This window comes from Microbacterium sp. p3-SID336, assembly GCF_025143365.1.
Taxonomy (GTDB): Bacteria; Actinomycetota; Actinomycetes; order Actinomycetales; family Microbacteriaceae; genus Microbacterium.
Window position 1 is genome coordinate 1 of sequence record NZ_JALXPE010000034.1, and the last position, 18,226, is coordinate 18,226.

At 70.3% G+C, this 18,226-nt stretch carries 20 protein-coding genes, 3 tRNA genes and 1 pseudogene; 11 read left to right on the forward strand and 13 right to left on the reverse strand.

Translation table 11 applies throughout. The features are described from left to right. The 3 genes from M3C17_RS11375 to M3C17_RS11385 all read right to left on the reverse strand — a co-directional run. On the reverse strand, positions 1-1,427 hold a 1,427-nt coding region (locus M3C17_RS11375; protein WP_259977858.1), incomplete at its 3' end, for a hypothetical protein. Between the two features lie 204 nt (positions 1,428-1,631). Further along, positions 1,632-2,156 carry a hypothetical protein gene (locus tag M3C17_RS11380; RefSeq protein ID WP_259977860.1) on the reverse strand — a complete coding sequence of 175 codons (525 nt, stop codon included), beginning with the start codon at positions 2,154-2,156 and terminating at the stop codon, positions 1,632-1,634. A 29-nt stretch (positions 2,157-2,185) separates the two neighbouring features. Then, positions 2,186-2,488 (reverse strand): hypothetical protein, encoded by a 303-nt coding sequence (locus M3C17_RS11385; RefSeq protein WP_259977861.1) that lies wholly within the window; start codon positions 2,486-2,488, stop codon positions 2,186-2,188. A gap of 130 nt (positions 2,489-2,618) precedes the next feature. Between M3C17_RS11385 and M3C17_RS11390 the strand changes: the two genes are divergently transcribed. The 4 genes from M3C17_RS11390 to M3C17_RS11405 all read left to right on the forward strand — a co-directional run bounded on the left by M3C17_RS11390 (position 2,619) and on the right by M3C17_RS11405 (position 5,774). Beyond that, complete coding sequence (locus M3C17_RS11390) at positions 2,619-2,906, forward strand: hypothetical protein (RefSeq protein ID WP_259977862.1); 288 nt, start codon at positions 2,619-2,621, stop codon at positions 2,904-2,906. A 143-nt stretch (positions 2,907-3,049) separates the two neighbouring features. Further along, a complete protein-coding gene (locus tag M3C17_RS11395; RefSeq protein ID WP_259977864.1) occupies positions 3,050-4,375 on the forward strand; it encodes a VCBS repeat domain-containing M23 family metallopeptidase in 1,326 nt (441 codons plus the stop codon). Between the two features lie 26 nt (positions 4,376-4,401). Further along, complete coding sequence (locus tag M3C17_RS11400) at positions 4,402-5,247, forward strand: transposase (RefSeq protein WP_259977865.1); 846 nt, start codon at positions 4,402-4,404, stop codon at positions 5,245-5,247. A gap of 119 nt (positions 5,248-5,366) precedes the next feature. Beyond that, on the forward strand, positions 5,367-5,774 hold the full coding sequence (locus tag M3C17_RS11405) for a hypothetical protein (protein ID WP_259977867.1): 408 nt from the start codon (positions 5,367-5,369) through the stop codon (positions 5,772-5,774). Positions 5,775-5,786: 12 nt separating this feature from the next. Here M3C17_RS11405 and M3C17_RS11410 read toward each other — a convergent pair whose 3' ends face one another. The 4 genes from M3C17_RS11410 to M3C17_RS11425 all read right to left on the reverse strand — a co-directional run bounded on the left by M3C17_RS11410 (position 5,787) and on the right by M3C17_RS11425 (position 8,651). Next, a complete protein-coding gene (locus M3C17_RS11410) occupies positions 5,787-6,245 on the reverse strand; it encodes a DUF1772 domain-containing protein (protein WP_259977868.1) in 459 nt (152 codons plus the stop codon). A gap of 106 nt (positions 6,246-6,351) precedes the next feature. Then, positions 6,352-7,587: an RNA polymerase sigma factor gene (locus M3C17_RS11415; protein ID WP_259977869.1), complete on the reverse strand. Its 1,236-nt coding sequence runs from the start codon at positions 7,585-7,587 to the stop codon at positions 6,352-6,354. After that, positions 7,584-7,952 carry a YciI family protein gene (locus tag M3C17_RS11420; protein WP_259977870.1) on the reverse strand — a complete coding sequence of 123 codons (369 nt, stop codon included), beginning with the start codon at positions 7,950-7,952 and terminating at the stop codon, positions 7,584-7,586. The genes M3C17_RS11415 and M3C17_RS11420 overlap by 4 nt, the downstream gene beginning before the upstream one ends. 33 nt (positions 7,953-7,985) lie before the next feature. Next, positions 7,986-8,651, reverse strand: coding sequence for a DUF998 domain-containing protein (locus M3C17_RS11425; protein ID WP_259977915.1), 666 nt, complete (start codon positions 8,649-8,651; stop codon positions 7,986-7,988). Between the two features lie 305 nt (positions 8,652-8,956). Between M3C17_RS11425 and M3C17_RS11430 the strand changes: the two genes are divergently transcribed. The 3 genes and pseudogenes from M3C17_RS11430 to M3C17_RS11440 form a co-directional block, all read left to right on the forward strand. Further along, a complete protein-coding gene (locus M3C17_RS11430; protein ID WP_259977871.1) occupies positions 8,957-9,436 on the forward strand; it encodes a DUF1579 domain-containing protein in 480 nt (159 codons plus the stop codon). 33 nt (positions 9,437-9,469) lie between these two features. Further along, the gene (locus M3C17_RS11435) at positions 9,470-10,312 is read left to right on the forward strand and encodes an alpha/beta fold hydrolase (RefSeq protein ID WP_259977872.1); all 843 of its coding nucleotides are present in this window, start codon (positions 9,470-9,472) and stop codon (positions 10,310-10,312) included. A 31-nt stretch (positions 10,313-10,343) separates the two neighbouring features. Next, positions 10,344-10,607: pseudogene (locus tag M3C17_RS11440) on the forward strand (ArsR/SmtB family transcription factor); the annotation flags it as partial. A gap of 99 nt (positions 10,608-10,706) precedes the next feature. Here M3C17_RS11440 and M3C17_RS11445 read toward each other — a convergent pair. The 3 genes from M3C17_RS11445 to M3C17_RS11455 all read right to left on the reverse strand — a co-directional run bounded on the left by M3C17_RS11445 (position 10,707) and on the right by M3C17_RS11455 (position 11,024). Further along, positions 10,707-10,779, reverse strand: a tRNA-Phe gene (locus M3C17_RS11445). Between the two features lie 68 nt (positions 10,780-10,847). Then, positions 10,848-10,921: transfer RNA gene (locus M3C17_RS11450), tRNA-Asp, on the reverse strand. Between the two features lie 30 nt (positions 10,922-10,951). After that, positions 10,952-11,024, reverse strand: a tRNA-Glu gene (locus M3C17_RS11455). A gap of 210 nt (positions 11,025-11,234) precedes the next feature. Between M3C17_RS11455 and M3C17_RS11460 the strand changes: the two genes are divergently transcribed. Next, positions 11,235-12,584: a peptidoglycan DD-metalloendopeptidase family protein gene (locus M3C17_RS11460; protein WP_259977873.1), complete on the forward strand. Its 1,350-nt coding sequence runs from the start codon at positions 11,235-11,237 to the stop codon at positions 12,582-12,584. Positions 12,585-12,682: 98 nt separating this feature from the next. Here the strand turns inward: M3C17_RS11460 and ppa are convergent, their stop codons facing one another. Beyond that, on the reverse strand, positions 12,683-13,174 hold the full coding sequence (gene ppa, locus M3C17_RS11465) for an inorganic diphosphatase (protein ID WP_210676590.1): 492 nt from the start codon (positions 13,172-13,174) through the stop codon (positions 12,683-12,685). Between the two features lie 43 nt (positions 13,175-13,217). After that, a complete protein-coding gene (locus M3C17_RS11470) occupies positions 13,218-13,874 on the reverse strand; it encodes a TMEM175 family protein (protein ID WP_259977876.1) in 657 nt (218 codons plus the stop codon). Positions 13,875-14,029: 155 nt separating this feature from the next. On the opposite strand from M3C17_RS11470, the gene tilS reads away from it, so the two are divergent. Then, positions 14,030-15,022, forward strand: a complete 993-nt coding sequence (gene tilS / locus M3C17_RS11475; protein ID WP_259977878.1) for a tRNA lysidine(34) synthetase TilS — start codon at positions 14,030-14,032, stop codon at positions 15,020-15,022. A 254-nt stretch (positions 15,023-15,276) separates the two neighbouring features. Here the strand turns inward: tilS and M3C17_RS11480 are convergent, their stop codons facing one another. Beyond that, a complete protein-coding gene (locus M3C17_RS11480) occupies positions 15,277-15,879 on the reverse strand; it encodes a DUF937 domain-containing protein (RefSeq protein WP_259977880.1) in 603 nt (200 codons plus the stop codon). 139 nt (positions 15,880-16,018) lie between these two features. Here M3C17_RS11480 and M3C17_RS11485 point away from each other — a divergent pair, with 139 nt between their 5' ends. Beyond that, positions 16,019-16,285 (forward strand): hypothetical protein, encoded by a 267-nt coding sequence (locus tag M3C17_RS11485; RefSeq protein WP_259977881.1) that lies wholly within the window; start codon positions 16,019-16,021, stop codon positions 16,283-16,285. After that, the gene (locus M3C17_RS11490) at positions 16,282-18,183 is read left to right on the forward strand and encodes an alpha/beta hydrolase family protein (RefSeq protein WP_259977883.1); all 1,902 of its coding nucleotides are present in this window, start codon (positions 16,282-16,284) and stop codon (positions 18,181-18,183) included. The genes M3C17_RS11485 and M3C17_RS11490 overlap by 4 nt, the downstream gene beginning before the upstream one ends. Positions 18,184-18,226: the final 43 nt, after the last annotated feature.

An 18,226-nucleotide genomic window follows, 5' to 3' on the forward strand; every position in this document is an offset into this window, starting at 1 on the left:
TACCGCTTCGTCTTGTCGTCGGTCTCCACCACGTCGATCGTGATCTTCTCGAGCGGTCGGTCGTCGTCGAGCTCGTCGTCCAGCACCTCATCGCCGAGGAAGGTCTCCTCGGGCGACGTCTCCTCCTCGACCTCGACCTCCGCGACCTCGACCTCGGCGTCCTCGTCGTCCGCATCGATCGAAGCCTCGGCGAGTGGCGCGGGGAGTCCGTCGTCGCTGAAGATGCCGTCGGGGCGGATGAGCTCGCGCACCTCGGCCATGAAGCTCGTCAGCTGCTGCTGCTGCCAGCGCAGCTGCCGCGTCCGGTCTTCGGCGTCGTGCAGCACCGCGGTCGTGTGACCGGTGACCGCGTCCACGATCTTCTGCGACTTCACGCGCGCCCTGTCGAGGATCTCTCGGGCGCGCACCTGCGCATCGGCCTCGATGGCCTGCGCCTGCGACCGCATCAGCTTCTCGTAGTCGTCGGCCTTCGCCGAGATGCGCTGCGCGTGCTCCAGCGACGCGGTGACCTGCTCGTTGGCGTCCGTGGTGATGCGCTCGGCATGCGCGACGGCCTGGTTGTGCAGCACCAGGAACTCCTGCTGCGCGTCGTCCTGCCGGCGGGTCAGGCTCTCCTCGAACTCGAGCACGCGCGCGTTCATCTCGCGCACCTCGCGCTCGGCGTCCGCACGCAGCTGGGTGGTCTCCCTGGTGACCAGCGAGCGCAGTGCTGCGGCACCCTTCTCCGCCTCGGTGCGGATCGCGGTCGCCTCCTGCGACGCCTGGTTCACCTTCTCCGCGGCGTGCGCGGCCTCACGCTCGATGCGCGCCTCGTGGGCCGTGTACTCGGTCTCCATCTTCAGGCGGACCTGGTCGGCGTCGCGCTGCGCCTGGGAGGTGATCCGCTCGGCGTCGGCCTGTGCTTCCGCACGCTGCGCCGCGACCTCTTCCCTGGCCGCCGCCATGAGGCGGTCCGCCTGCACGGCCGCGTTCTGGATGAGCACGTTGGCCTGCTCCTCGGCCACGCGCAGGATCGCCTCGAACTGCTGGCGCGACGGGGCCTCGCCGCCATCGGCCTGCGGGGTGTCGACCAGCTCGGAGGTCAGTGTCGCCACCTGCTGCTCGGCATCCGCGGCCTTGGCGTTCGCGGCAGCGAGCTCCGCCTCTAGCGCCTCGCGCGCCGCGCGCTCCTCGGCGCGGACGGCCTCGACCGAATCGGTGGCACCCCTCTGCGCCTCGGCGAGCTCGTCCGACACGCGCTGCAGCTGTGTGCGCAGCGAGCTCAGCGCGGCATCCACCTCGCCCTTGTCGTACCCGCGGAACCCGATCGTGAACGCCGACGGCGCCCCCGACCCGGACTGCTGCTCCCGCGGCGTGGTCTCGATCAACTGGTCGAAGAAGTCCGGCGACCGCTCGTCGTCGCGGGAGCTGCCCGAGGATTCGCTCATGTTCATGCCTTTCTGGCGTGTCCACACGCGGAGCGGGGGCTCCGTGCACGGGACGGGATCGCACGCACGGGCGAGGAGGTCGCCCGGCATACGCCACGACGGTGTCCTCGTCGGAGGCGGACCGGCGCGGCGCGGGTCCTAGCCTAGTTGCGACCGGCGCAGAGCGTGAGTCCGTCTTCGATGCGCCCGAGCGGCGGCACGACCTCAGGCGTCGCGGGACCAGCGTGCGTTGCGATCGTCGAGCAGCGGACCCCGACTGTACGAGGCCGACGGCCCCGCGGTGACCGGCACCCCGCGCGCCTCGGCCTCCGCCGTCACGCGGGAGCGCAGGTCCTTCCACAGGGGCGCGGTCTGCGGGAACCCCATGTACTCGCGGAACGTCTCGACCCGCAGGAGCATCGCATCGCCGTCGGGGAGGAGACGGATCACGGTGTCGTCCGGCTCGACGAAGCGGATGCCGATGGTCTCGCCCCCCAGGGAGAGGAAGTCCTTGCTCCGGGTCTGCCGAGCCGTGGCGAGGATCGCCTGCGCCTCCGCCGCGGGTGCGTGGATCCGCAGTGTCGTCCCGAACTCGGCCAGCGCCCTCTGCACCTGCTCCTGCGCGAAACGTCTCCCTGCGCGCTCACCCGCGGCCGTGGCACTGCGGTTCAGCCAGGGGCGCAGGAACGCCGCGCCGACGATGATGGCCAGGATGACCACCCCGAGCAGGAGGAAGAGAACGGTATCCACGGGGGTGGCGGGGGACGGGGCAGTCGGCCTCAGAGGTCCGAGAGGTGATCGAGGACCAGTTCGCCGGTGGCATTCAGGCCCTGCATGATCTCCTGAATGCGACGCGGATCGACCACGTGGATGTCGGGCTGGTCGAAGCCGAACTGCAGCGGGATGGCGGGATGGATCCAGACGCTCGCGCGACGATCGATGCCGCCGTCCACCGGCTTCCAGGTCATCATGAAGCTCTCCTGGCGACGGAGCTTCGTCGCGATCACGAGCTTCAGGTGCGCAAGGGTCTCGTCGTCGATCACGATCGGATCGGAGTGCCCGTCGTAACGCAGTCTGCCCATACTGCTGACGGTACACCCCCGCGGGCATCTCTCTGCCTCTCCTCGGTCTCTGGCGCAACCCCCTGTTCGACGCGGTCAGCTCCTGCGTATGGTCGCGATTCGGGCGGGAAATCGGTGCAAGGGCCAGGAGGTGGCGATCGCGATGACCGAGGACAGCGGGGACGTGCGCGCGCGCATCGTGGTGAACGACAGTGATTTCCTGCTTGCCGACAGTCGCGCGGTCGACAAGCTGAAGGCCGACATCCGCGAGGCGATCGCGCGCGGAGGCGGTTTCGTCGATTTCACGCCGGCGGGGGGAAGCCTGGTCAGCGTTCTCGTGTCGACGGCGACGCATATCGTGATCGCGGTCGAGGAGGCGCACGTCGCGGATCTGCCGGACGACCCCGAGCCGTACAGCGGCGTGTACGACCTGCTGTGAGGCGCGCGCGGCCCCGTGAGGACGCGCCGTGGAAAATCCTGTGGTGGCCGGGTGGCGTTGGCGGGTGCGGCAGCACCTGCTTGGTACGGTGACGACGGTGGACATCACGTCCCTGGGGCCGCTGAGCAGGAGAGATCGTCGAGATGAAGCGCACGTCCCGTCTGCGCCGTGGCCGCATCGGGATCGTCGTCGTGCTCGCGATGATGCTCGGCACCCTCGCTCCCGCCCTCACCGCGGGTGATCCCGCTGTGGCCGCCGCGCCGGACGGTTACATGGTCTATCCGTCGTCCGGCAACATCCAGTCGAAGGTCGGCGACGGCTGCCGCGGCAACTACCGGGCCCACGACGGCATCGACATCTCCGGAAACGGCGGCACCCCGATCCTCGCCGCGTACGACGGCGTCGTGCGCACCCGCACCTACAACGGCGGCTACGGCAACTACACGGACATCGAGCACCCCGGTGGCTACGTCACGCGTTACGCACACATGGCGGGGACGCCCTGGTACGCCCCCGGCACGAAGGTGCTGCGCGGGCAGCAGATCGGCGTGGTCGGCAACACCGGCAACTCCGCCGCCTACCACCTGCACTTCGAGGTGTGGCTCAACGGTCGGGTGTGGTCAGGCATCAACGACGGCTTCACCTGCCTCTCCAACGTGACGCGAGGCGGCACGATCCCGCTGTTCATCCCCGGCCTCGGCACCGGCGCCGGCATGGTCGCCTCGGCCGACTACACCGGCGACGGCAATGCGGACGTGCTGGTCGTCGCGGGCAACGGGGATCTGCGCATCCGCACCGGCAACGGGCAGGGCGTGTTCGCCCCGGCGACCACCGCACTCGGGCTCTGGGGCGGCACCAGGCGACACGTCACCCACGGCGACTTCAACGGCGACAACAAGGCCGATGTGCTCGCCGCCAGGGTGGACGGCACACTCGAGTTCTTCGCCGGCAACGGGGCGGGCGGTTTCGCCGTCGGCAAGGCCATCGGCAACGGCTGGTACGGGCTGCTGCACGTCGTCTCGGGTGCGGACTTCACGGGGGACGGCAAGCAGGACGTCATCGGTGTGTCCGCCAGCGGGGTGATGACCCTCTACGAGGGCAACGGGTCCGGGGGGTTCACCGGGCGCACCACCCTGATCGGCAGCGGCTGGCAGGGATTCCAGTACATCGTCGCCGGCGACTTCGACAACGACGGCCGCGGCGACCTCATGGCCGCGTCCGACACCGGCAGTCTCTACTTCTACCGCGGCGTCAACAACGGCTTCCAGAATGCACGCCTGGTCGGTGAGGGGTGGCTCGAGTTCACGGGCATGAGCGGCGGCGTGGACTACAACGGCGACCGGCGCGCCGATCTCGTCGGCCGCACGGCCGCGGGGCAGCTCTACCTCTACACGGGCCTCGGCGACGGCACGTTCGGCGCGAAGAACCTCGTGGGAAGCGACTGGAGCAGCTACCTCACGTTCGAGTAGGACACCGCCCCGCGTATCGTGGTCGCATGGCCGCCCCCACGTTCGACGAGATCGCGGCCGAGCTGTACGCAGGACCTCCCGAGGAGTTCGTCTCGGCGCGCAATGCCAGGGCCAAGGATGCCGGGGACGCAGCGGTCTCCGCGGCCGTGAAGGCGCTGCGCAAACCGTCGGTCGCGGCGTGGGTGGTCAACCTCTTCGCCAGGGAGCGCGCGGCCCAGCTGGGGGAGGCGCTGAGTCTGGCGGCGGAGCTCCGGGAGGCACAGGCCGACCTGGACGCACCGGCTCTGGCGAAGCTGGGCAGAGAGAGGCGTGCCCTCACGCGGCGGCTCGCGCAGACGGCGGGGGAGCTCGCGGGCTCCCGCGGCGAGCGGGTGACGCCCGCGACGCTCGACGCGGTGGAGCAGACCATCTCGGCGGCCTTCTTCGACCAGGACGCCGCGGCCGCGGTGGCCTCGGGGCGGTTGGTGCGCGCGCTGGAGCCCACGGCGTCGACGGACGACATCCGCGACGCGGTCGCCGGAGAACTGCCGACGCTGCAGCCGAGTGCGCCGCGTCCGCCGGACGAGCTGCAGGCGCGCCGGGAGCGGCGTGAGGCCGAGCGCCGCGTCACCACTGCGGAGAAGGACCTCGCAGCCGCGGAGCGCGCTTTCGCGAAGCAGGACGAGGTCGTGCAGACACTGACCGCGCGCGCGGAGGAGCTGGCGGACGGCATTGCCGACCTCGAGGCGCAGCTCGAGCGGCTGCGGGCGGAGGCCGAGCGCGTGGAGCACGACCTTCCCGCGGAGACCGAGAAGCGGGCGGAGGCGGCGGAGCGGAAGGACGCGGCGGCGGACGCGGTGGCCGAGGCGAAGCAGGCGCTCGACGAGCTGTGATCCTGCGGGTGGGTCCGTGAGGATCCCGCGCCGTTCGGCAGCGGGGCGGTCGTGAGCGTGCCGGGGCATGGCTCGACGGGTATGGCAGGATGGCGGGCACACCGAAAGGCGGGGGCCTCGTGCGCAGATCCATCACAGTCGCGGGTGCGAGCGGAGGGCTGCTGATGCTCGGTGTGCTGCTGACGGGCTGCATATCCGGAACCTCGTACGCCGTGCTCGATCGCGAGGCCGAGGCGGCCGACGCCCTGCCTGGCGCGGTGGAGACCGAGCTGCTCGAACCGGAGACCGCGCGATTCGTCGGAGAGGACGACGGCGCATCGCTGTGGCTCGTCCGCGGGGTGGAGGCGAGCACGATCTGCCTGGTGGCGTACCGCAGCGACGACGCCTGGGTCTCCGGCTGCTCCGGGGAGGGCGGCGGGCTCGCCGTGCGTGGCGAGGTCGGCTCCTGGGAGGTGGCGCCCGACGGCGCTCCGGCCCCCGCCGGCACCAGGAAGCTCTTCGACAACATCTTCATCCCGGAGCGCTGAGTCGCGGCGCTCTCAGACCAGGAGCGCCCACACGGTGACCGCGATGGCGAGGACGGACGTTGCCGAGCGCACGCCGTTGAGCACGTTCCACCGGCGTTCGAACGCTGTGCGTGCCGCCGTCGCCGATGAGGACGAGCCCTCCAGGGCGTTGTTCAGCGGGACGTTCCCGGCGACAGTGACGACGATCGCCCCGAGGAGGAACACGACTCCGCCGGCGGCGAGCAGCCATCCGCGCGCGCCGGTCAGATCGAGCAGCCCTGCCCAGACGAGGAACACCGGAGGCAGGAAGATCGGCAGCAGGAACAGCGGGTTCACCACGGCGCGGTTGATCGCTCGCATCGACGTCACGAAAGTCTGGTCGTCCGTGCGCGCCAGGCCCGGCATGACCCCGGTCGAGAAGGACCAGAATGTGCCTCCTCCGAGCGCGAGAAGGACGAGACCGATGGCGGCGAGTGCGTCAGTGAGCTCCACGTCGGGCACTCTACGACATGGCCACGACGTGGGGCGGCGGCGAGTGCCAGGACGACCTCGGCGACGCGGACGGCCCCTGGCCCGAGGGCGCCGTGCCGAGCCCGGGTCAGTCGCCGGATGCCTTCCGGGAGAGGTAGCGGTGCTCGGGTTCGTTCGACGTCAGATCGGCGGCGGCCAGGAAGTCCTCTCGAGCCGCGGGATCCCCCTCGGCTTCGCGAAGGTGCGCGCGGATCGCGAGGGCGCGGTGCTGCGTCAGCGGATGCTGGAGGAGTCCGTGCTCGCGGTCCAGCTCTTCGAGCAGGGCGATGGCGCGCGCGGGTCCGAAGGCGTGGGCGACGGCGACGACCCGGGCGAGCCGGACGGGTCCGCTGGGTTCGACCTGTTCGAGTGCCAGGTACAGAGCCGCGATCTGCGCCCAATCGGTCTGCTCGGTCGTGGGAGCGGAGGCGTGCTCGGCGGCGATCGCGGCCTGCAGCCGGTACGTTCCCACGTCCCCCTGGGACCACGCCGCACGGATGAGTTCGGACCCCTCCCGGATGGACGCCTGGTCCCAGCGTGTGCGGTCCTGGTCGGAGAGGGGGACGAGGTCACCGTCGGCCGTGGCGCGTGTCGCGCGTCGCGAGTCGATCAGCAGCATGAGCGCGAGAAGACCCGTCGGCTCCGGATCGTCCGGGACGAGGGCGTGGAGGAGTCGCGCGAGTTGGATCGCCTCGCCGGTGAGGTCCGTGCGGGTGAGCTCGGTGCCGGTGGTGACCGTGTATCCCTCGTTGAAGATCAGGTACAGCACTCGCATGACGGCGGAGAGGCGTGTCGGGAGGTCGTCGTCGGCAGCGAACTCGAACCGCGCGCCGCTGTTGCGGATCTGCTGCTTCGCGCGGCTGATCCGCACCGCCATCGTCTGCTCCGTCACGCCATAGGCGTGCGCGATCTCCGCGGTGGTCAACCCGCCGACGGCGCGCAGCGTCAGGGCGATGCGGGAGGCGGAGGACAGGGCGGGATGACAGCACAGCAGCAGCAGGTTCAGGCTGTCGTCGTGGTCGGCCGGGGTCGGGTGCGAGAAGGGTGTGTGCGGTTCGGAGGCCACGTACTGCTCTTCGCGGCGGCGGTCGGCCGATTCGGCGCGCAGCGTGTCGACCATGCGGCGGTAGGCGACGCGGATCAGCCACGACCGGGGCTGCGCGGGGACAGCGTCCGGCCGCCACTGCTGGCTGGCGGCGAGCAGCGCGTCCTGCGTGGCCTCCTCGGCGATGTCGAAGTGACCGAAGCGGCGCACCAACGCCCCGAGGACCTGCGGCGCCTCCGTGCGCAGCAGGTCCTCGATGGCGTCGGGTCGGGTCGTCACGCGAAGTCGTCGCCCATGATCGGACGGATCTCCATCGGCTCGCCGAGCATCTCGACCATGCGTGCGACGATGTCCTTCGCCCGTTCCACGCCGGACACGTCGATCACGGCGAACGACGCGAGGACCTCCTTCAGCTCGACGAAGGGGCCGTCGGTCATGACGATGTTCCCGTCGACTTTGCGCACGGTCGTGGACACGGCCGGATGCCCGAGTCCTTCGGTGCTGACGAACTCTCCGCTGGCACGCAGCTCGGCTTCGAACTGCTGATACGCGGCGAAGGCGGCGAGCGCCTCCTCGGTGGGAGCATCCGCGGTGGAGGCGTCCCAGCTGCTGCTCGGCGTGTAGCCGAGAATGAGGAACTTCACGGTCTCATCTCCTCGAGTCGGTGGGAGTCCAGGCTAGCGAGACACACGCGGCGACCCGAGCAGGGCGATGGCTGTCGCCGTGCACCATCCGAAGGCGAAGAGGCCGGTGACCGCCACCTGGATGCTGGCGATGTCCGGGACGACGGGAGCGAGGAGGGCGATCGCGACCACGCCGTTCCCGATCGCTGCGGCCGCACGTCGTTCGCGGATGGCGCGGATGAGCGCGATGACGGCTGCCACGGCCAGCGCAGTGAACCCGACGATCGCCGCCCCCATGTGGACGAGAGCATGCCAGGTGGGCTCGGCCGTGGGGCCGTCCGGCGTGCCGAGCGGGAAGCCGTTCGCCGGGTCCTGCGGGAAGACGCCGGCAGCGATGAATCCCGCCCCGGTGATCGCGACGAGGACCGGGATGGCGGTGCGGCCGAGCCCGTCGGTCACGATCCGGCGGTGACCGATCGCCAGGCAGATCACGCCGAGTCCCACCAAGACGAAGGTGAGGACCTGGATCCAGCCGAGGTCGCCCGTGGAGAGCTGGCTGAGCGGATGGATGCGGAGGTCGAAGCCCGGCCGCGTCAGCATCTGGACGAGTGCGGAGGCGTAGAACAGCGGCCCGGCGAACGCGCCGGCGAGCAGGAGGGGGCGGGTCGAGCGGGCGAGTGCTCGCGTGTCGCTGTGCGCGAGGCGTGGTGCGGAGTTCATGGTCACGGGGTTGCTCCTCTTCGGGGTCGAGTGTTGCTGCACTGATACCTCGGAGCCGCACGACGGATCTTGACATCGTGCCGTCGCGACGTGCGGCCGCAGTGCCCGGCGGGGTTCGCAGGCGGGCCGTCGCGACGTGCGGTCGCGGGCCTCGGCGGGGTTCGCAGGCGGGCCGTCGCGGCGTGCGCCCGCGGGACCCGGCGAAGCGTTCTCCGCGGATTCGAGCCCCGATGTCAATCCGCGGCGCTCTGCTCCGAGGTATCTGCAAGAGCGGCCCGCCGGGCTGCATGCGAAAGGGACACCTGATGAATGACAAGCCTCTGGAGAACATCACCGCCGAGCAGATCGACGCCTACGGTCTCGGCGAGCGGCCCACGCCGTCGAACGCTGTGCAGGCGCTCGACCGGCTCGTCGGCGAATGGACGGTCACGGGAGGAGCCGAGGGAGTCGTCCGGTACGAGTGGATGGCCGGACGGTTCTTCCTGATCCAGCACGTGGAGCTGGAGCAGTTCGGCCAGACCATCACCGGCATCGAGGTCATCGGTCACCTCCGGCCGTTCGGCGAGCCCGCGGGCACGGACATCGCCTCCCGCTTCTACGACTCGATGGGCAACACCCTCGACTACGTCTACGAGCTGGAGGGCGACACGCTCACCATCTGGGCGGGAACCAAGGGCAGCCCCGCCCACTTCGTCGGCACGTTCAGCGATGACGACCGCGTGCTCGACGGCGCCTGGGTCTACCCCGGTGACGGCGGATACGCCTCTACGATGACCCGCCGCTGACCCACCCCCTTCTCGAGAAAGAACAGAGTCACCATGCCGAAGAAGTCCTCCGCCGAACCTTCGCTGCACCAGGTGGTGTCAGCGGATGGCACGACGATCTCGTACGAACGCCAGGGAGAGGGGCCGGTCGTGATCCTCGTCGCGCAGGCGCTGTCCGACCTCCGCGACAATCGACGGCTCGCCGCGCTGCTCGCCGAAGGCCACACGGTCGTGAACTACGACCGTCGGGGGCGCGGGAACAGCGGGGACCCCGGCGGCTGGTGCATCGCGCGCGAGGTCGAGGACATCGAGGCGCTGATCGATGCGCACGGCGGGTGGGCCGTTCTCTTCGGTGCGTCGTCCGGCGCGGTCCTCGCGCTGGACGCGGCGGCGGCTCTCCCCGAGAAGGTCGCGAGCGTCATCGCGTTCGAGCCCCCGGTGATCGTCGACGGTCGACGCGGACCCGTCCCTCGCGACCTCGCCGACCGCCTGCAGCAGCTGGTCGACGAGGGGCGGGGGTCGGATGCGGTTCGCGAGTTCAATCGCGTCGCCCTCGGTGCCTCGCCGTTCATGGTCGGAGCCATGCGCCTCATGCTGGGGCCCTGGCGGACCATGGTCGCCATGGCCCAGACGGCCGTCTACGACACGCGCCTCTGTGCGGGGCTGCAGGACGGGACGCCTCTCGCCGCCGACCGGTGGAGTGACCTCACGGTGCCTTCGCTCGTGCTCGTCGGCAGCAAGAGCGAACCATTCCTGCAGAGCGGGACGTGCGAACTGTCGTCGCAGATCGGCGCCCGGCACGAGACGATCGAGGGTGCGCATCACGCGACGCCGATGATGAGACCAGCCGCGCTGATCCCCTCGGTCGCGTCGTTCCTCAGCGCGACGCACCCCTGACCGCGACCGACGTGGAACCCGGTCCGCCGTGATGCCCGGCGAACTCAGCCGCAGCGAGGCGGACCGGGTCTTCCGCGCCCTGAGCAACGCGACCCGCCGCGACATCCTCGCCCGAACGCTCGTCGAGGAGCAGTCCGTGAGCGCGCTCGCCCGCCACTACGACATGAGCTTCGCCGCCGTGCAGAAGCACGTCTCGGTGCTCGAGCGCGCAGGACTCCTCGTGAAGCGCACCCGCGGGCGCGAGCGCGTCGCTCGCGCCGACCCCGCCACCCTCCGCCGCGCCGCCCAGCTCCTTCGCGCCCTCGGTGGTGGGTAGCGAAGGGGGGCAAAGCAAAACCCCCGCGATGTAGAAGCTACGCGAGGGTTTCTGGAGTGATTGTAATGATCACTCGTGTGGCTCCGACCGGCATCGATCCGGTGACCTTTCGATTTTCAGTCGAACGCTCTACCAACTGAGCTACAGAGCCGCGCGGCGATGATGCTACCGCGTCCTAGACGAAGAGCCCTCTCCGAAGAAAAGGCTCATCGCACGGAGCGACCCTGACGGGACTTGAACCCGCGACCTCCGCCGTGACAGGGCGGCACGCTAACCAACTGCGCTACAGGGCCATACTGGTTTTTCAATTGTATCGGAAGGTGTGACCCCAACGGGATTCGAACCCGTGCTACCGCCGTGAAAGGGCGGCGTCCTAGGCCGCTAAACGATGGGGCCGAGTCAGTCCCGGGGGACTTCCTTGCCGACGCTCAAGCATAAGGGATGAGTCCGGCAAATCGCGAATCCGGCCCGAAGACGTCTTCCCCCGGGCGTGTTTCGGGAGGACGATGGGGGGACCGATGGTGCGCGGGGACCGTACCGGGGCGCTGGTGCGGATGTGAAAGTTGTTGTTAGTGTGACATCTGTGAAACCGGCGGAAGGGGCCGTGTGAACGACGACATCACGGCGGATGCAGCGGCTGCCGCATCCGCGGAATGCGGGTGCGCGCCGACGCCGGCGGAGAGCCGCGCCTTCTGGAAGGCCGGCATCAGCCGTCGCGGCGCTCTCGGACTCGGCGCGCTCGGCGTGGTGGCCCTAACTGCGTTCGGCATCTCGTCCGGGGTCTCCGCGGCCTATGCGGCGTCGTACCCGAGCTGGGACGACGTGCAGCAGGCCAAGCAGAACGAAGCCGCCAAGGCCGCCGAGGTCGCCCGCATCGAAGGCCTCATCCAGTCCCTCACCCAGAAGGTCGCCGAGACGCAGGCCGCCGCCGAAGCCGCCTCCACGGAGTTCTACAACGCCCAGCAGGCCTACTTCGCCGCGATCGCCGAAGCCGACGCGCTGCAGGAGAAGGCCGATGCGCAGGCCGCCGCCGCGGATGAGGCCGCCCGCAAGGCCGGTCAGGTCGCGGCGCAGCTGTATCGCAACGGCGGCGACGACACGTCGCTCGAACTGTTCTTCGCAGGATCCGCCGGCAGCGCCGACGAGCTCCTCGCCCGTCTCGGCTCGATGGACAAGCTGCTCGAGTACAACCAGTCGGTGTACGACGACGCGGTCGCGGCCCGCAACGCCGCACAGTCGCTCAGCGACCAGGCCGTCGTCGCTCGCGACGAGCGCGACCGGCTGCAGAAGATCGCCGAGGAGAAGATGGTCGTCGCGCAGCAGGCGGCGGATGCGGCGCAGGCCGCCCTCGACGAGCAGTCCGCGAACCTCGCGACGATGCAGGCGCAGCTGGCGGCCCTGAGGGACACCACGGCCACCACGGTCGCCCAGTACCAGGCGGGAGTGGAGGCCGCCCGCAAGGAAGCGGAGCGCCGTGCCGCCGAAGAGGCCGCGGCGGGTGCAGGCGGCAACAGCGGCGGCGGGGGAACCCCCGGCACCGGCGGGTGGGTCCGCCCGCACGGCGGCTACCGCAGCTCGGGCTACGGTCCGCGCTCGCAGCAGTGCAACTCGAACGGCTGCTCCTCGCGCTGGCACTACGGCGTCGACCTGGCGAACGGCTGCGGTGCGGCGATCTATGCGGCGCACGCGGGAACCGTCGATGCGGCGTTCTACAACGGCGGCTACGGCAACTACGTGCGCATCCAGCACGGCGGCGGCATCGCCACGGGCTACGCCCACATCAAGCCGGGCGGCTTCGCGGTGCGCAACGGGCAGTGGGTCGAGGCCGGTCAGGTCATCGCCTATGCCGGTAACACGGGCGGCTCGTTCGGCTGCCACCTGCACTTCGAGGTCTACATCAACGGCCGGTACACGAACCCGATCGACTTCATGGCCGCTCGCGGCGTCTGGGTCTGACACGCCGCCGCCCGGGCGACGAGCGCGGCGCCCCACTGACGGGCCGAGACAGCAGAAGACCCCCGGGCGCCGCGCGCACCGGGGGCCTCCGTGTCAGCTCAGTGGCCCTGCTCGCCGAACCGGACGATGGCCTCGTCGAGGATGCGCTGCGCCTCAGCCGCGTTCCCCCACTCGTCGACCTTGACCCACTTGTTGGGCTCGAGGTCCTTGTAGTGCTCGAAGAAGTGCGCGATCTCCTTCTTCGTGTACTCGGGCACGTCGTCGATGTCCTGAATGTGCGCCCAGCGCGGGTCCTTCGACAGCACGGCCACGAGCTTGTCGTCGCCACCGGCCTCGTCGCTCATCTTGAGCACCGCGACGGGACGGACCTCGACGACCACCCCGGGGTAGATCGCGTGGTCGAGGAGCACGAGCACGTCCAGCGGGTCGCCGTCCTCACCGAGCGTGTTGTCGAAGTAGCCGTAGTCGGCCGGGTAGCCGAAGGTCGTGTAGAGCACGCGGTCGAGGTGCACTCGCCCGGTCTCGTGGTCGACCTCGTACTTCACGCGGCTGCCGCGCGGGATCTCGATGACGGCGTCGTGTGCGCCCATGCGTGTGCTCCTCAGGAAGATCGGTTGGATGCCGCGGACCAGCCTACTCGCGGGGCGCTGCGTCCGAGTCCGGATGGCGCCGCTGCACCGCACTGCTCAGCAGCCGGGCGAGCGGTCCGTTCAGCAGGAGCACGAGCAGCCCGATGTACCCGTTGGGGGAGGCGGCGATCGCGATCACGAGCGCCACGGCGAACAGCACGATCGCCGCGACATCGCCCACGACGCCCGCCCTCAGCACGGAGCGCGGGTCGGCGGTGAGATTCGGATGCCGGAGCAGGTAGAGCCACCCGCCGAGTGTGGTGACCTGCGTCAGCAGAAGCGTGCCGATGTAGGCGACGGCCTGCAGCGGGTCGGCGTCCATCTGGCCCAGCATGGCCGTCGGCACCGGGAGCCACACGATCGTCGACATCCACGCGACGTTGATCCACAGCAGCGCCGGGGTGATCCCCTCGACGTTGCGGTACTGACTGTGGTGCCCCATCCAGAACACCGCGATGAGGAGGAAGCTCAGTGCGAAGCTCAGCAGCTGCCCGGAGTGCTCGGTGAAGAACTCGGCGGTGGTGAGCTTGCCGGACGCCGCGTCGGAGACGGCTTCCAGCAGCGGCAGGATCAGCAGGGTCATCGCGATCGCCACGACCGCATCCACGAAGGCCTTGAACCGCTCGGTGCGGAACGGCTGCGCGCGCGGGCGTTCGGTCACCGGGCCAGAATATCGGCGCGGACGTGCCGCGACCAGGGGCGGCGGGGCGGCGGGAGCATGCGGGATGCGACGCGACCGGGGAGCGCCGACGCGAGAACGGGGGTGACCGCAGAGCACCGACGCGGCGCCTGCGCCGTGTGCCCTAGCGTGGAGAGGTGCCGTCCCTCGACCCCGCCATCGCCGAGATCCGCCTCGCCGTGCGCACCGCGCTCGCCGACCTCCCCGAAGGGAGCACGGTGATCGTCGCGCTGTCCGGGGGCGCCGACTCCCTCGCGCTCGCCGCGGCCACCGCGTTCGAGGCGCCCAAGCTCGGGCTGGGCGCCGCGGCGGTCACGGTCGACCACGGGCTCCAGGCGGATTCGGCCGAGACCGCCGCCCGTGCCGCCCGCGCTGCCGCCGACCTGGGCCTCGACCCGCTCGTGGTGCGGGTGGACGTGTCGGGCGACGGCGGGCCCGAGGCCGCCGCACGTGCGGCGCGGTACCGGGTGCTGCGCGATGCGGCAGCGGACGCGCGGGCGGCAGCGGTGCTGCTGGGCCACACCCTCGACGATCAGGCAGAGACCGTCCTGCTCGGACTCGCCCGCGGCTCCGGCGCCGCGAGCCTCCAGGGCATGGCACCCGAGCGCGAGGATGACGAGGGTGTGCGCTGGCTCCGGCCGCTGCTCGGCGCACGTCGCACGACCACCCGGGCGGCCTGTGCGGCCGCGGGGCTGGAGCCCTGGGACGACCCACACAACCGCGACGATCGCTATACCCGGGTCCGCGTGCGCGAGCGCGTGCTGCCTGTGCTGGAGACGGAGCTCGGCCCTGGCATCGCGGAGGCCCTCGCCCGCACGGCCGAGCAGCTGCGTGAGGATGCGGAGGCGTTCGACGAGATGATCCACGAGACCATCGAGGACATCGTCGAGCATGCGGAGGCGGGCATCTCGGTGAGCGTCGCGGCGCTCGCGGCCAACCCGGCGGCGCTGCGCAACCGCATCATCCGCCTCGTCGTGGACAGCGAGTTCGGCGTCAGCCTCACCCGCACGCAGACCGTGGAGGTCGCGCGCCTCGTCACCGACTGGGCAGGGCAGGGCCCCATCGACCTCCCCGGCTGCGCGGCCACCCGCCGAGGCGGACAGCTCGTGTTCACCGCGACCGGTCGCTGAGCGGCGCCGAGGCCTGCGCTCCTTCCGGCCGAACGGGTCGCCGAGGATCCCACCGGACCGGCGGCGACTCGAGATGCACTCGCGTGACGTGCGGCTCGCGCTCCTTCCCGCTGAACAGGCCGCCGAGGATCCCGCCGGGCTCGGGCGACCCCAGGTGCTCTCGCGTGACGTGCGGATCGCGCTCCTTCCGCCGAACGGGCGGTCGGGGTTCCGCTGCGCGGCATCCCGACCGCTGAGCGCCCCGCGGGCTCGCGCTACTTCTTGCCGAACAGGCCGCCGAGGATCCCGCCGAGGTCGATGCCGCCACCGGACCCCCCGGAGCGGCTGCCTCCGCCGAGGATCCCGCCGATCACATCGCCCAAGCCGCCGCCGGATCCGCCGGAGCCGCCGCTGTTCCCTCCGCCGAGCATCCCGCCGATCAGGTCGCCGATCCCGCCGGAGCTCTCCGCCTCGCCCGCCTGCGGAGTCTTCCCCTTGGTGGCGTTGGCGATCAGGCCCATCACGATGGGCGCGAGGATCGGCAGCAGCTTGCCGAAGTCGATGCCGGGGGTCTCCTTCGACTCGGTGAGCTTCTCGGTGACCTCCTTCTCCTTGGAGCCGAGGATGTGCGCGACGATCTTGCCGCCGTCGGCCTGATCGATGTCGTCGACGCGCGCTGCGCCGGTCGCACCCTCGTGCTTCTTCAGCGCCTTCTGGATCGCGGCGGAGCCCTCGGTGGTCTCGGCGTTCTTGGCCAGGCCGCCCAGCAGCACCGCTCCACCCTGCTCGACCGCGATCTTCGCCTCGTCACGGGAGACGCCCAGCTTCTGGGCGATGTCGTCGATCGGGACCTGGCTGAGGATGTCGTCGAGAGCCATGAGGATTCCTTCCGTCGGTGGGCGTTCGCCCGCGTCTCCGCTCACAGTAATAGGGAGCATCGCCGGATGGGGAGATCTGCCCATCGCCGCCGTCCGGGCCACCGCCTATCGTGGGAGGCTCCGGGGGGAAGGACCGAGGATGACCGATCTGGATGTGCAGCGCGACGCGCTCGACGCGGCGAAGGCGCGACTCACGTCGGCGGGCGCGCCGGTGATCACCTCGTGCCTGTCGTTCGCCGGGACCGGATCCGCCACTGTCGAGTCCGCGTTGGGTGAGGCCGAGGCGCTGCTGACGCAGATCCTCTCGGCGCTCGGGCAGACCGCGGCGAACTCCGCCGCCGATGCAGCATCCATGGCCAGCACCTGGACGACCTCCGAAGACACCCTCGCGCAGGCGGCGCGATGAGCCTCCCCGGACTGATCGACGACCCGGCCCGCGGCGACGTGGGCGCGGTGAACGGCTCGGCTGCCGCATTCACCACGCGTGCCGGTTCCTCCCGCGCCCGGAAGACCGACGCGGACACGGCCCTCGCGAGCCTCACGTCGATGACCTCCACGTCTGCGGATGCCCTCGGCGCTCGCGTGCTGCTGCTCGCGCAGCGGCTGGGTGAGGCGGAGGAAGGACTGGGCGGCATCTCCGCCGCGATCACCGCCTACGCGAGCGATCTCGAGGCGCTGAAGGCCGATGCCGCTCGCAAGCTGCGGGCGGCGCAGAACGCATACGACCACATCTTCGTCCGCCGCGCGGAGGCCCTGAACGCCGCGAGCGAGTTCGTCACCGGATGGGCGCTGCCCTGGGACGCGGTGCTGCCCTCGTGGATGTACCTCGACGACCCGGGCTACCTGCACCGCTGGCAGAACGCGATCGACTCCTATTACACGGCTCGCGATGCGTACAACGCGCTGGGGGACGAACGCCGCACGATCGACCAGCGCGCCGTGAGCGCGCTCGCCGCGGTTCCCCTGATCACCGCCGTCACGCAGGGTGGCAAGGTGGGCCTGTCGGGGTTCACGGCCGCGAGCCTGATCTGGGCGGGCGACGTGAACGCCATCACCGCGGAATCCCTCGCCGGGCTCGGCGCCCCCGACATCATCCGGGCGACCTGGAACGCGATGGACGAGGAGACCCAGGCCGCGCTCCTCGCCGCCTCCTCCCTCCTCCTCGGCAACCTCAACGGCATCCCGATCCAGGACCGAGTCACCGCGAACCACAAGAACATCCGGGATGAGATCGCGCGACGCGAAGCGGAGATCGCGCGGCTGCAGGCCCTGGTGGACGACCTCAAGACGGGCGACCGCGCCGACGCGTGGGAGGCGAAGGGCTACCTCGACGAGATCGCGAAGCTGCGCGCGCCGATCGAACCCTGGCAGCGTCTGCTCGAGCAGGACTACACGTGGTGGGACCAGTCGAACCAGAAGCACGTCGAGAAAAAGGCGGGTGCCCGGGTCGTGGTGTTCGATCCCCGGGCCGATGCCATCGCGACCTATCAGGGACCCATCGATCCCGTCACAGGCGACATCCCTGCCTGGATCCGCAATGTCGCCGTCTCCGTTCCCGGAACGACGACGACCATCACCGACTTCGGGGACGGCACCGGCTCTTCCCTCTACCGTGCCGCGGTGCGAGAAAACGGTCCGTCCACCGCGGTCTTCCAGTGGGCAGGAGGGACGTTCCCGCAGTTGGAGCTTCCCGGTCCGACCGACGCGTCCTACTCGCGGGATTTGGCTCCCAAGCTGGTCGATTTCGTCGCCGGGATCGATCGCCCCGCCGACTCCACACTCACCGTGCTCGGGCACAGCTACGGCGGGGCCACCGTCGGGCTCGCGGAGCAAGCGGGACTGAAGGCGGATCGCATCCTCTACGTCTCGGCCGCCGGCATGGGGAAGGACGTCGCCGGGCTCAGCGACTTCCCCTACACCGCCGATGTGCCCCACTACTCGATGATGGCCAGGAACGATGCGGTCGTGGGTCTCATCCAGGGCAAGGAGGGGGAGTGGCATGCCATCCATGGCCAGTCTCCCCTGACGGCCGAGGGTGTGATCAGGCTCGAGACCGGCTGGATGGATCACGGCGACCCCGACAGCACCGATCTCGAAGACCACGGCTTCCCGAGCGGGATCGAGAGCCACAGTTCGGTGATGAAGCCGGGGACGACCGCGTTCCACAACATCGTGGAGGTCATCATCGGTGGTGAGGCGATCACCTGGGCCCCGAACGAGTACGTGACGGGCGGGTACTCGACCATCGTGGTCGATGGGATCGACGCCGCGGACTACGAGCCGCAGTATGTGAAGATCGACTGATGCGGAGATCAGTCACGTTCGTCGCGCTGCTCGCAGGCGCGGC